The sequence below is a fragment of the Ferrovum myxofaciens genome (genome assembly GCF_013181415.1).
In the GTDB taxonomy this organism is placed as follows: domain Bacteria; phylum Pseudomonadota; class Gammaproteobacteria; order Burkholderiales; family Ferrovaceae; genus Ferrovum; species Ferrovum myxofaciens.
Genome location: NZ_CP053676.1, coordinates 239,624 through 252,224, shown reverse-complemented (window position 1 = coordinate 252,224; position 12,601 = coordinate 239,624). Strand labels below are relative to the sequence as shown.

The 12,601-nt window shown below is 51.8% G+C and carries 11 protein-coding genes; 10 read left to right on the top strand and 1 reads right to left on the bottom strand.

From position 1 onward, the window contains the following. The first annotated feature begins 5 nt into the window (after positions 1-5). Genes hypB through HO274_RS01190 form a run of 10 tightly spaced genes read left to right on the top strand, consistent with a single transcriptional unit; the run spans position 6 to position 11,846 of the window. Positions 6-908: a hydrogenase nickel incorporation protein HypB gene (gene hypB / locus HO274_RS01235; protein WP_273120730.1), complete on the top strand. Its 903-nt coding sequence runs from the start codon at positions 6-8 to the stop codon at positions 906-908. Positions 909-911: 3 nt separating this feature from the next. Beyond that, positions 912-3,338 (top strand): carbamoyltransferase HypF, encoded by a 2,427-nt coding sequence (locus tag HO274_RS01230; protein WP_051862523.1) that lies wholly within the window; start codon positions 912-914, stop codon positions 3,336-3,338. Positions 3,339-3,354: 16 nt separating this feature from the next. Then, positions 3,355-3,609 carry a HypC/HybG/HupF family hydrogenase formation chaperone gene (locus HO274_RS01225; RefSeq protein WP_031598063.1) on the top strand — a complete coding sequence of 85 codons (255 nt, stop codon included), beginning with the start codon at positions 3,355-3,357 and terminating at the stop codon, positions 3,607-3,609. Continuing rightward, entirely contained in the window at positions 3,606-4,718 is a 1,113-nt protein-coding gene (gene hypD / locus HO274_RS01220) for a hydrogenase formation protein HypD (protein ID WP_031598064.1), read from the top strand. Before HO274_RS01225 ends, hypD begins: the two co-directional genes overlap by 4 nt. A gap of 59 nt (positions 4,719-4,777) precedes the next feature. Then, positions 4,778-5,767, top strand: coding sequence for a hydrogenase expression/formation protein HypE (gene hypE, locus HO274_RS01215; RefSeq protein WP_420537418.1), 990 nt, complete (start codon positions 4,778-4,780; stop codon positions 5,765-5,767). After that, complete coding sequence (locus tag HO274_RS01210) at positions 5,767-7,215, top strand: sigma-54-dependent transcriptional regulator (RefSeq protein WP_200874373.1); 1,449 nt, start codon at positions 5,767-5,769, stop codon at positions 7,213-7,215. The genes hypE and HO274_RS01210 overlap by 1 nt, the downstream gene beginning before the upstream one ends. Continuing rightward, positions 7,208-8,227, top strand: coding sequence for an NADH-quinone oxidoreductase subunit B family protein (locus tag HO274_RS01205; protein WP_273120720.1), 1,020 nt, complete (start codon positions 7,208-7,210; stop codon positions 8,225-8,227). Before HO274_RS01210 ends, HO274_RS01205 begins: the two co-directional genes overlap by 8 nt. After that, entirely contained in the window at positions 8,224-9,672 is a 1,449-nt protein-coding gene (locus HO274_RS01200) for a nickel-dependent hydrogenase large subunit (protein WP_273120718.1), read from the top strand. Before HO274_RS01205 ends, HO274_RS01200 begins: the two co-directional genes overlap by 4 nt. A 4-nt stretch (positions 9,673-9,676) precedes the next feature. Continuing rightward, positions 9,677-11,026 carry a sensor histidine kinase gene (locus tag HO274_RS01195; RefSeq protein WP_273120716.1) on the top strand — a complete coding sequence of 450 codons (1,350 nt, stop codon included), beginning with the start codon at positions 9,677-9,679 and terminating at the stop codon, positions 11,024-11,026. Next, positions 10,944-11,846: a HoxN/HupN/NixA family nickel/cobalt transporter gene (locus HO274_RS01190; RefSeq protein WP_273120713.1), complete on the top strand. Its 903-nt coding sequence runs from the start codon at positions 10,944-10,946 to the stop codon at positions 11,844-11,846. Before HO274_RS01195 ends, HO274_RS01190 begins: the two co-directional genes overlap by 83 nt. Positions 11,847-11,907: 61 nt before the next feature. Here HO274_RS01190 and cybH read toward each other — a convergent pair whose 3' ends face one another. Beyond that, a complete protein-coding gene (gene cybH / locus HO274_RS01185; RefSeq protein ID WP_051862528.1) occupies positions 11,908-12,594 on the bottom strand; it encodes a Ni/Fe-hydrogenase, b-type cytochrome subunit in 687 nt (228 codons plus the stop codon). Positions 12,595-12,601: the final 7 nt, after the last annotated feature.

Below are 12,601 nucleotides of genomic sequence, written 5' to 3'. Positions count from 1 at the left end.
TAGTGATGTGTACAACATGCGGGTGCGGATCTGGACAAACATTCATCGGGGGGTATCGACTTAAGTTACGCCGTAAGAACACTGTACCAGTGCAATACCGGACGCCAGACCCCCTCTCCAACCCTCTCCCGCAACCAGGAGAGGGAGAAAACGAAATTATCAATACTGACACGGCACATAATCACACACCGATGGATTTCGGCGCAGGCCCTGCGGGAACCCATGCGCCGGGCCTGAGTCAGGCACGCATGGTAAAAATCGAGCGCGACATCCTGTCAAAGAATGACGCTTATGCCGAGGAGAATCGCAACCACTTGTCCAAACGCGGTATTTTCGCACTCAATCTGGTATCCAGCCCCGGCTCGGGCAAAACCACCTTGCTGGTAAAAAGCATTAATGCGCTGAACGGTAGTCTGCCGCTTGCCGTTATCGAAGGCGATCAACAAACGGACAATGACGCCGCACGCATCCGTGCCACCGGCGCCCCTGCCTTGCAAATCAATACCGGGAAAGGTTGCCATCTGGATGCAAGCATGGTTGGACAAGCCATACAGCAACTTGGCTTGCAGGATGACAGCCTTTTATTGATCGAGAACGTCGGCAATCTGGTGTGCCCGGCCAATTTTGATCTGGGAGAAGCGCATAAAGTCGCTATCCTTTCCGTAACTGAAGGTGAGGACAAGCCGCTCAAGTACCCGGACATGTTCCGCGCTGCAGATTTGATGCTGCTAAACAAGTGTGACCTGTTGCCTTATCTGGATTTCGATGCCAGTCTTGCGGTGGAAAATGCGCTCCGGGTAAACCCGAAGATACAGATAATCTGCATTTCCGCCACCAGCGGAGAGGGCATGGAGGAATGGCTGGAATGGATCAAGGCGGGTTGCCGGAAAGCAATCACAGAAAAATAACGAATGATACATGCACGAATAAGAGTATCCGGGCAGGTTCAGGGCGTGGGTTTCCGGCCATTCGTGTTCCGGCTTGCGCATGAGTTAGGCCTTGCTGGCTGGGTACGCAACGACAGTAGTGGCGTAGAAATATCAGTTGAAGGCAAGCATTCGCAGGTACTGTGTCTGATCGAACGTCTACAAAGCGAGCCGCCTGCGCTGGCGCGAGTGGAAAAGGTGATACATGATCTGGAGCAAGTAACTTCAGGATTGCGCGGCTTTAGCATAGCGCCAAGCAAGATGGGCAGGATGCAAACAGGCATCGTACCCGACATGGCGATCTGCCCGGACTGTTTATCAGAAATGTTTGATCCCGCCGATCGTCGTTATCGGCACCCCTTCATCAACTGCATACATTGCGGGCCGCGTTACACACTGACAGCGCGACTGCCCTATGACCGTGCCAACACCAGCATGGCGAAATTTACGCAATGCCCGGATTGTCAGCAGGAATATGATAATCCTGGTACACGCCGTTTTCATGCACAGCCCAACGCCTGTCCGGCCTGTGGGCCACATCTGAGTTTATTTGACGAACTCTGGCGACCAGTCACATCCGATGATTGTATCGCTTCTGCCGCCAGATACATCGCCTCGGGACAAATCGTCGCCATCAAGAGCGTGGGCGGATTCCATCTGGTATGCGATGCGGGGAACCCCGCCACTGTAGACAGGCTGCGTAGCAGAAAGCAGCGCGATGAAAAACCGTTTGCTGTAATGGTGCTGAACAGGCTGTCTGCTGAACGTTATGCAGAGGTTTTAGAGCACGAAGCAGCACTACTGGAAGCAGGGGAACGACCCATCGTACTACTGCGTAAATCAGCCAGTTGTGATACGGAGTTGCGTGGAATTTCTCCTGATTTATCGGATATTGGCCTGATGCTGCCCTATACGCCGTTACAATATTTATTGTTCCACGAGTTGTCAGGTAAACCAGAGGGTACGGATTGGTTGCAAAAGGCGACCTCCTTGGCATTGGTGATGACCAGTGCTAATTTCCATGGTGAGCCACTGGTTAAGGATGATGCAGAAGCGCGCGCATCGTTATCCGGCCTGAGTGATGCCTTTTTAACACATGACCGTGAAATTCTGCATCGTTGCGACGACAGCGTAATGCGTACAACGCCCTCCCCCTTGTGGGGCAACTTTGGGCAACCAAGTCAGATGGCCAGCTGTTCCATTGGAGAGTATTCGGGAGAGGGGCAGCAATTCCAATTAATTCGTCGCGCACGTGGTTACACGCCGCGACGAATTTTGCTGCCCCATACCGGCCCGTCCATACTTGCTTGCGGGGCATGGCTAAAAAATACTGTTTGCCTCACACGCGGCAATGAAGCCTTCGTATCGCAACACATCGGCGACCTTGATCATGCCGCTACGCGGCAGATGCTGGATGAAACTGTTGCACACCTGTGCGACATCCTGGATGTGCGGCCACAGGCAGTCGCTCACGATCTTCATCCAGATTTCTATAGCACACAGTTTGCTCAGGCTTATGCTGCGCAACACGGCTTGTCTATTTTTGCCGTGCAGCATCATCACGCTCATATCGCGGCGGTTTGCGCCGAACATCATGTTACTGAATCCGTGCTCGGACTGGCACTGGACGGCATGGGATTGGGAACAGACGGCAACGCCTGGGGTGGTGAACTGTTGCGCGTGGAAGGGGCAGACTTTCAGCGTCTGGGACATCTTGCGCCACTAAGTATGCCTGGGGGCGACCGCGCAGCACGTGAACCGTGGCGCTTAGCAGCAGCCGTACTATTCGAGATGGGACGCAGCGACGAGATTATGCATCGCTTTCCGGCGCAAACCGGATCGGTAACCGTGATAACCCTGTTGCAGCGCCAGTTGAATTGTGCCACCACCAGTAGTATGGGCCGCCTGTTTGATGCTGCCGCCGGATTGCTGAATGTCAGGGAAATTCAAAGTTATGAGGGACAGGCAGCGATATTGCTGGAAGGACTGGCAGAGCAACATGGTAAAGTTGCAGCACTCACGAATGGTTACGTAATCAGCAACGATGGTGTGCTTGATTTCCTCCCGCTACTGGCAGCAATTACTGATTGCAAGAATGCATCGTACGGTGCTGCCTTATTCCATGCAACCCTGGCAGACGGATTGATGGCGTGGCTACTCCGTGCTGCCGAAAATGAGAATATCAACACGGTTGCACTGGGTGGTGGATGTTTCTTGAATAGGATTTTGTCTCAAACACTGATCTCATCCTTGTACGGGCATGGTCTACGCGTGTTGACCGCACAACAGTTGCCACCCAACGATGGCGGTATCTCATTCGGGCAAGCCAATATTGCCCTGACGTGCATGACAGGAATTTCGTCCATGGGGGCCATAGAATCGCCACGGGAATTTTATCTTAAATCGCATTGATCAAGGAACCTGAATCATGTGTCTTGCCATACCTGCCCGCATCGAAGAACTGACGACACCGGGTAACGCAATCGTTAATCTTGGTGGTGTTCGAAAAGAGATTTCACTGGCGCTGGTGGATGGTGTTCAAACGGGGGACTATGTCATAGTGCATGTTGGCTATGCCCTGCAAAAACTGGATCAAGATGAGGCTGAACATACTTTGGAATTGTTCGCAGAAATGGGCATGCAGGACGAGTTGCGTGAAGATCTTGGCGAGAGTGCAGCATGAAATACATAGATGAATTCCGTAATGGAAAACTGGCAAAAAATATTTCCGCCAATATTGCGCGGGAAGCCACTTCTCTATCCGGTTACAAATTGATGGAGTTTTGCGGTGGGCATACCCATGCCATTTCGCGTTACGGACTTGTCGACCTGTTACCTGACCATGTGCACCTGATTCACGGCCCTGGCTGCCCGGTATGTGTATTACCCATTGGCCGAGTGGATCAGTCCATTTTTCTGGCACGCGAACATGGCGTGATCCTTTGCACCTATGCCGACACTCTACGCGTACCGGCTTCCGATAATTCGTCGCTAATGCGTGCCCGAGCCAATGGGGCGGATGTGCGCATGATCTATTCGACTCAAGACGCATTGAAGATCGCGCGCGAATATCCTGACCGTGAAGTGGTATTTCTCGCCATCGGTTTCGAGACCACCACACCGCCGACCGCATGGGCTGTCAGACAGGCCGCTTTCGAGGGTTTGAAGAACTTCAGCATTTTATGTGATCATGTGCTGACACCCGCCGCAATGCATGCCATTCTCGCAGGGGAAAGTGGCACGGCGCTGGATGGTTTTGTAGGGCCTGCACATGTGTCCACCATTATCGGCAGTAAACCCTATGAACCCTTCGCCGACAATTATGGCAAGCCGGTAGTGATTGCAGGTTTTGAGCCCCTGGATGTGATGCAGGCCATCCTGATGTTGGTGCGTCAGATTAACGACGGGCGCGCTATGGTCGAGAATGAATTTACCCGCGCCGTGACCCGTGAAGGCAATCTCAAGGCGAAGGCACTGGTGGATGAGGTATTCCACTTGCGTGATACGTTTGAATGGCGCGGACTGGGCAGCGTGCCGAACAGTGCATTGAAACTGCGCCCAAGATTTTCCGCATTTGATGCCGAGTTAAAATTTGGCGTGGATTACGTCGCCGTACCTGACAACAGGGCGTGCGAGTGCGCTGCCATTTTGCGCGGACAGAAACGTCCGCAGGAATGCAAAATTTTCGGTACGGTATGCACGCCGGATAATCCCGTTGGTTCCTGTATGGTCTCATCCGAAGGTTCCTGCGCGGCTCATTACAGTTATGGAAGATTCAGGGAGTCAGCATGACTGGTTTGGTTAAGCCCAATTACTCACGCCCACTCGATATCAAACATGGTCGGGTAGATATGTCGCACGGCTCGGGGGGGCGTGCCATGGCACAACTCATCACCGAGTTGTTCGCCGCCGCCTTCGACAATGAGTATCTGTCTCAGGGCAATGATGGTGCATTACTGCCGCAGGAGACTGGGCGCCTGGTAATGGCGACTGACAGCCACGTGGTGTCACCATTATTTTTCGCAGGTGGCGACATCGGTTGCCTGTCGGTTCACGGCACCATCAACGATGTTGCGGTAATGGGGGCCCAACCATTGTATTTGTCAGCTTCATTCATACTGGAAGAAGGATTTTTATTGTCAGACTTGAAACGCATTGTCGAGTCTATGGCGCAAGCCTCACGGGAATCCGGCGTGCCCATCGTCACTGGTGATACCAAGGTAGTGGAACGGGGTAAGGGAGATGGTGTTTTTATTACAACCACGGGTATTGGTGTCATGCGCAATGGTGTCAAGTTATCCGGCGATCTGGCACAACCGGGCGACAAGATTCTGCTGTCCGGCACGATAGGTGACCATGGCATGGCGATCCTGTCACAGCGTGAGGGGCTGGCCTTTTCAGCACCTATTGTGTCGGATACCGTTGCGTTGCACCGTTTGGTAGCAACCATGCTGGATAGTGGTGTCGAACTGCGTGTACTGCGCGATCCGACGCGCGGCGGGCTAGCGACGACACTTAATGAGATTGCCAAACAGTCCGGTGTGGGCATGATGCTGTATGAGTCTGCGATTGCAGTGAATCAGCCGGTCGAAGCAGCTTGTGAATTTCTGGGACTCGATCCACTTTATGTGGCCAATGAGGGCAAACTAATCGCAATCTGCGCGCCGCAAGATGCGCAACGTCTGTTGGCTGTGATGCGCGCACATCCGCTGGCCGAAGCAGCCTCCATCATCGGCGAGGTACAGGAGGATGCACACGGTTTTGTGCAACTCACCACCCGGATAGGCGGACGTCGCGTGATAGATTGGCTAACGGGTGAGCAATTGCCGAGGATATGCTAATGGGGATACTGCCCACCATTTTGGTTATAGACGACGAAATACGCTCGCAAGAATCATTGCGTCGTACTCTGGAAGAGGACTTTACTGTATTCATCGCCTCCAGCGCGCAGGATGGTCGCAGGATCATGGAACATGAGTCCGTGCAGGTAGTGTTATGCGATCAGCGCATGCCGGAAACGACGGGAGTTGAGTTTTTGCAAGAAGTGCGGGAGCAATGGCCTGACGCTGTTCGGATCATTATCTCCGGCCATACCGAAACACAAGACATCATCGCGGGGATCAATGAGGCCGGTATTTATCAATATATCCTGAAACCATGGCATCCGGAATCCTTACTGTTGACCGTGCGAGCAGCTGCGCAGTTGTACGATCTGCAACAGCAGACTCAGTCCATGAATCTGGAATTGCGTACTGCCGAGCCGATATTGCGCCAGCGTGTGGAAAAAAAACGCGAAAAACTGAGAGATTATTTCGAATTTTCCCGCATCACCCGTGCAGCGGCCAGCCCGTTGAATGCGGTTGTTGACATGGCTGCCCGGGTTGCCAGTTGTGATATTGCAGTACATATCGCCGGGGAATCCGGTACCGGCAAGGAATTACTTGGGCGCGCCATCCATTATTCCAGCCCGCGTTCAGGTCGTGCCTTCGTAATCGAAAATTGTGGCGCCATGTCAGATCAATTACTGGAATCCGAACTGTTCGGCCACAAACGTGGAAGTTTTACGGGTGCCTTCGAAGATCGCATCGGTTTGTTCGAGCAAGCCGATGGAGGCACAATTTTTCTGGATGAGATCGGAGATACCTCGCCCGCTTTTCAGGTCAAACTGTTACGTGTGTTGCAGGAAGGTGAAATTCGTTCCGTCGGCAGTTCCCGTTCGCGCAAGGTGAATGTACGTGTGCTTTCCGCGACGAATAGAAATCTTGAAGAAGAGGTTCAGCGTGGTCGCTTTCGCGCCGATCTTTACTATCGATTGACCCAGTTTGTTTTGCCCGTTCCTCCGTTACGAGAGCGTAAGATGGATGTTCCGTTGATTGCTTACGATTTACTCAACACCGCCTCAAAGAGCATAGGTAAAGATGTGGCGGGGTTTTCTCCAGAGACATTGGATTGTCTGGGGCGCTACCACTGGCCAGGCAATGTACGCGAATTGCAAAATGAAATTATTCGTGCGTTGTTGCTGAGCGAAGATACCCATATCGGATCACATTTGCTTTCCGCGAAAGTATTGCACGCTGCACCAGAAGAAGAAGTAACGGACATGCAGGTGTTTTCCGGAATGAATGGCAGTCTAAAGGAGCGTATGGAGATGCTTGAGGCGCGCGTGCTACGTGAAACACTGATACGATTGCGCTGGAACAAAACCCGTGCTTCAGCCGAATTGGGATTATCGCGTGCGGGCTTGCGCAGCAAGTTATCTCGCTATGGATTGGAGAAAAAAATTGGGTAACGTCACCAACCGTGATCCGCTCAATTTACTCTGGCTACAGTCTGGCGGCTGTGGCGGCTGCACCATGTCGCTGCTCAACGCCAATTGCAGTAATCTGTTCAACACATTGGAAGGATTCGGCATTCGCTTGCTATGGCATCCTTCCCTATCGGAAGAGAGCGCGATGGATGCGCGCAGTATCTTTGACGACTGCATAAGCGGCGTGACTCGCCTTGACATCCTGTGTCTGGAAGGTGCGATATTGCGTGGTCCGCAAGGTAGCGGCGACTTTCATCGAACGACTGGTGGTAATTCCATGATGTCGATAATCAAACGGCTTTCAGGCGTCGCACGCCATACAGTAGCGGTGGGTAGTTGCGCTGCTTTCGGTGGAATCACCGCCACAGGTAGCAACCCTGCGGATGCCTGCGGTCTGCAATTCGAAGGCGATTCCCTGGGTGGTTTGCTGGGTCGGGATTACCGAGACAGCAGCGGATTGCCTGTAATCAATATTGCCGGCTGTCCAACGCATCCCAACTGGGTCATTGAAACCCTTGCTGCGCTGGCATCAGGCATGTTAAATGTGCAAGGACTGGATGTCTTCCAGCGACCGCGTATGTATGCTGATCATCTGGTGCATCATGGCTGTACTCGTAATGAGTTCTATGAATTTAAAGCCAGCGCGCATAAGCCGTCTGATCTTGGCTGTTTGATGGAAAATCTCGGTTGCAAGGGAACACAAGCACATGCCGATTGCAACATACGCCTCTGGAATGGCGAAGGTTCGTGTGTTCGCGGCGGCTACGCCTGCATTTCCTGCACCGAACCGGGTTTTGAAGAACCAGGACATCCGTTCACTGAAACGCCGAAACTTGGCGGCATTCCTGTTGGTTTGCCCATCGACATGCCGAAGGCGTGGTTCGTGGTGCTTGCCTCGCTTTCCAAATCAGCAACGCCCAAACGTGTTAAGGAAAACGCCGTAGCCGATCATCAAGTTGTGGTTCCTGCTGTGAAAAGGATGCGATCAAAATGAAACGTTTGATGGTCGGTCCATTTAATCGAGTGGAAGGCGATCTTGAAGTCGCTTTGGACATTGCCGAGGGTCGGGTACAGGCTGCCTATGTCAATTCACCCATGTACCGTGGTTTCGAACAGATGCTCAAGGATAAATATCCGCTGGATGCCTTGGTGTATGTGCCACGTATTTGTGGTATTTGCTCGGTGGCCCAGTCAGCAGCAGCAGCCCAGGCACTGGCTCATGCGATGGGTTTGCAACCCCCGGAAAATGGCCGTCTAGCGGCTAATCTGACGATTGCCGCTGAAAACCTGGCTGATCACTTAAGCCATTTTTATCTGTTTTTCATGCCAGACTTCGCCCGTTCTTTTTATAAGGGACGCGCATGGTTTTCTGATACTCATGCGCGTTTCAAAGCGGTCAGCGGCAGCGCTATGGCTGACATATTGCCCGCACGGGCGAAATTCATGCATTTGATGGGCTACCTCGCAGGGAAGTGGCCACATACCTTGTCGTTGCAACCAGGGGGTTCATCGCGTCCGCTAGAAAGTGCTGAGCAAATCCGGCTCGCAATATTGTTGGCGGAGTTCCGCTCATTTTTGGAGCGGACATTGTTTGGAGACCAACTGGAATCAGTTGCAAATTTGGATTCAGAATCCGCACTTCTGGCGTGGATGGATAGTCACACAACCTCCGCCGATTTACCGCATTTCCTTTCTATAGCCTACGACCTGGAGTTGCATAAAATGGGACGAGCAAGTGATCGTTTCATGAGTTATGGCGCATATCATGACGGTGACGACAGCCTGCTCCCTTCAGGATTATGGGAAAATGGTGAATTGCGAGCGCTGGATATTTCAACGATACGCGAAGATGTTTCACATAGTTGGATGGAAGGCGAGGCAGCGCTTGCACCAGCCATAGGTCATACCCTACCCCATCCTGGCAAGGCTGGGGCATATTCCTGGTGCAAATCCCCCAGACTGGATGGTCATGTAATTGAAACTGGTGCACTGGCAAGACAATTGGTGGCAGGACACCCACTGGCGCGCGATCTTGTAGCACGCTATGGTGGCAATGTAATGGCGCGCGTGATTGCTCGCATGCTGGAAATTGCCTGCATGGTGCCGGTAATGGAAGAGTGGGTTCGGCGCATCCGCCTTGGCGAACCATTCTGTCAGGCGGTGACAGGATTGGAGGATGGGAGTGGTATTGGTTTGGTCGAAGCCGCTCGCGGCAGTCTGGGTCATTGGATAGAAGTACGCCATGGAAGGATATACAATTACCAGATAATCGCGCCAACTACCTGGAACTTCTCTCCGCGTGATGCAGCAGGCAAACCCGGTGCGCTGGAGCAAGCGCTGGTGGGCGTTCAGATTGAAGAAAACAATGAGGGTGCTCCAGTTGCAGTGCAGCATGTAGTGCGATCCTTCGATCCTTGCATGGTGTGTACGGTGCATTGATGCAATGATTGATTCCGACAAATCTCCCTTTACACACTTAACTTCGACCACACCACCCGAGGCGATGTCCGAATCCATATGGGTTGATGTAGTACACAGGATGGACGAGGTATACAACGAGTTGCTGCAACACGAAGTGGATCTGGAACAGAAAAATTACGCGCTGGAAGAGTCACAACAATTCATTTTCAGCGTCCTTGCTTCGATGTCCGATTTACTGGTGGTATGTGACCGGCATGAAATGATTGAGGAGGTAAATCAGGCACTCATTGATTTTACCGGAAAGCGTGAAGACGAACTTAAAGGAATCAGTCTTTTATCCTTGTTTGGAGAATCGGAATCATTTGCGGCTGTGAAACATGTCATCGCGCGACTGGCTACTGAACCCGCGCATGATCTGGAATTTCAGTTCCTTACTCGTGATGGAGGCACCACTCCAGTAACGCTCAATTTTACACCTCGTTTGTCCGGAACTGGAAAATTGCTGGGTATTGTGATTACCGGCAGACCAATCGGTGAACTACATCGTGCTTACCATGCCTTGCGTGAAACCCATGATGAACTTAAGCGAACCCAACAGCAGTTGCTGCAATCAGAAAAAATGGCTTCTCTGGGTCGACTGGTGGCAGGTGTAGCACATGAACTCAACAACCCCATCAGTTTTGTACTGGGTAACGTACATGCGATGCGTCGCTATACGACACGCTTCAAACAATATCTGGATGCGATGCATGCTGGTGTCAGCCATGTGTCATTGGCAACATTGCGCGAGCAGTTGCGCATAGATCATATTCTGAGCGACCTCGCCCCTTTGCTGGATGGCGCGATTGAAGGCGCTGAGCGCACACGCGATATCGTTGATGGCTTGAAGCGTTTTTCAGCCACTGATCGCAATGAGAATGTAAAATTCAATATGACTGAAATCATCGAAAGATCAGTGCATTGGGTTACGCGGGCGACTCCCGCAAAATTTCGCGTCAAGATCAGACTACCCGATGATCTGCCCGTGACGGGTTCACCTGGGCAGATGCAGCAAGTCATTATCAATCTGATTCAGAATGCCGCTGATGCAACGGATCATCAGGCAGAGCCATTGCTGGAAGTATCAGCACGGGAAGAAAACGGCGAGATCATCGTACTGTTCCGTGACAACGGTCCTGGCATTGCCACTGATGCATTAGATAAAATGTTTGACCCTTTTTATACCACCAAACCAGTTGGCAAGGGCACCGGCCTTGGTTTATCCATCAGTTACGGCATTATTGAACGTCATGGCGGAAAACTTTCTGTCGGCAATCTACAACATGGTGGTGCCGAGTTTGTTCTGCGTTTGCCGCGAACATCGAATTCTTAAAGGAGAAGTCATGGGAACTGAGAGCGTTTACCCATTAATCACGTTGGCCTTTGTATTGGGACTGAAACATGGCTTGGATGCCGATCATCTTGCAACAATAGACGGGTTGACTCGTTTTAATACCTTGGCAGGACGGATGCGTCTGGCACGCTTATGCGGATTCCTGTTCTCACTTGGGCATGGTGTTGTGGTATGTATTGTGGCAATTGCTGCCGGACTATTGTTCCATCATACATCTGCGCCATCTTGGCTGGATGACGTAGGTACATTGATATCAGAATTCTTTCTGTTATTGCTGGGCAGTCTCAATCTATATGCAGTGTTTTCTACCCCATCCCACGAAATGGTGCAGATGATAGGAATTAAAGGACGCTGGCTGAACAGGCTAAAGAATGCTGGCAACCCGGTGCTGATTGCACTGGTGGGTGCCTTGTTTGCTTTATCCTTTGATACACTTTCTCAGGCGGCCTTCTTTTCTGTAACTGCCACACGTTTCGGGGGGTTGGTTTATGCGTTGTTGCTGGCTATGTGTTTCATGATTGGCATGATGGTCACCGATGCCTTAAATGGACTATGGATTTCGCACCTGTTGCAGCGCGCTGATGCCAGCGCACGCACAACTTCACGCATCATGGGAATAACTGTGGCGCTGCTCAGCCTCGCGGTGGCGGGTTTGGGGCTATCGCGCCGCTTCTTGCCAGAAACAGTGGCCTGGCAGGAAGGGCACGAATTGCTTATAGGAGCATCTGTCATCGTGGTGGTAGCGGGAAGTTTCCTGTTTTCTCTTTATCGGCAACAACGATCCATAGCATCTATCTGATTATCCTGACTACACCAACAATTACCGTCTAATAAGGAAAAGGTGTGCAACGATATACCTACTATTTCCTGAATGATCGGTATCCGCTGATAATGGCGCTGACCATGGTTTGTGACGACATGATATCTTCGCGGATCGCTGCATAGATATGCAATAGGATGAACCAGACAATGCCCCATGCCACCATATGGTGCCAGGTGTGCACATCCTGACTCTGGCCGAACAAGGGGATAACCCAACTGGAAAATAATGCGTGCGACCAGCCTTGCGCGCCCTCGCCATACAGTGCAAAACCCGTAACGATCATGAACAAACCGCCTAGGGTGATGGCAACAAACATGAATAGCAGCGCCAACGGATTATGGCCTACGTACTTTCTTGGCTTCTTCTCCAGAAACAGGTACCAGCGCACTTCCTGAAACATACCTGCCCACCAGTCCGTATCAAATACAGGCGGTGCAAATAATTGCCGAGCATTCCTATTGCCTACCATCGCCCAATAGATACGCGCAACAAAGCCGATGGCGAAAATATAGGCCGCAGAAAAATGCGCAAAACGAATGTAACCCATCAGAAAATGCTCACTCGCCTCCCCGGATATACTGGGTAACGGACTGGCGATAAAATAGCCCGTTATCGCCAAGACCACAATACACAATGCGCTGATCCAGTGCCACACCCTGACCGGCACCTCATACACGTACACGGTAGTGCCGGCAGCAGTTTCATCTATCGTTTTGACTATCATGGAATTC

Coding starts and splice junctions, on each gene's coding strand:
- HO274_RS01195 (WP_273120716.1), top strand. CDS start 9,677: ATGATTGATTCCGACAAATCTCCCTTTACACACTTAACTTCGACCACA.
- cybH (WP_051862528.1), bottom strand. CDS start 12,594: ATGATAGTCAAAACGATAGATGAAACTGCTGCCGGCACTACCGTGTAC.
- HO274_RS01230 (WP_051862523.1), top strand. CDS start 912: ATGATACATGCACGAATAAGAGTATCCGGGCAGGTTCAGGGCGTGGGT.
- HO274_RS01200 (WP_273120718.1), top strand. CDS start 8,224: ATGAAACGTTTGATGGTCGGTCCATTTAATCGAGTGGAAGGCGATCTT.
- hypB (WP_273120730.1), top strand. CDS start 6: ATGTGTACAACATGCGGGTGCGGATCTGGACAAACATTCATCGGGGGG.
- HO274_RS01210 (WP_200874373.1), top strand. CDS start 5,767: ATGGGGATACTGCCCACCATTTTGGTTATAGACGACGAAATACGCTCG.
- hypE (WP_420537418.1), top strand. CDS start 4,778: ATGTCGCACGGCTCGGGGGGGCGTGCCATGGCACAACTCATCACCGAG.
- hypD (WP_031598064.1), top strand. CDS start 3,606: ATGAAATACATAGATGAATTCCGTAATGGAAAACTGGCAAAAAATATT.
- HO274_RS01225 (WP_031598063.1), top strand. CDS start 3,355: ATGTGTCTTGCCATACCTGCCCGCATCGAAGAACTGACGACACCGGGT.
- HO274_RS01190 (WP_273120713.1), top strand. CDS start 10,944: ATGGCGGAAAACTTTCTGTCGGCAATCTACAACATGGTGGTGCCGAGT.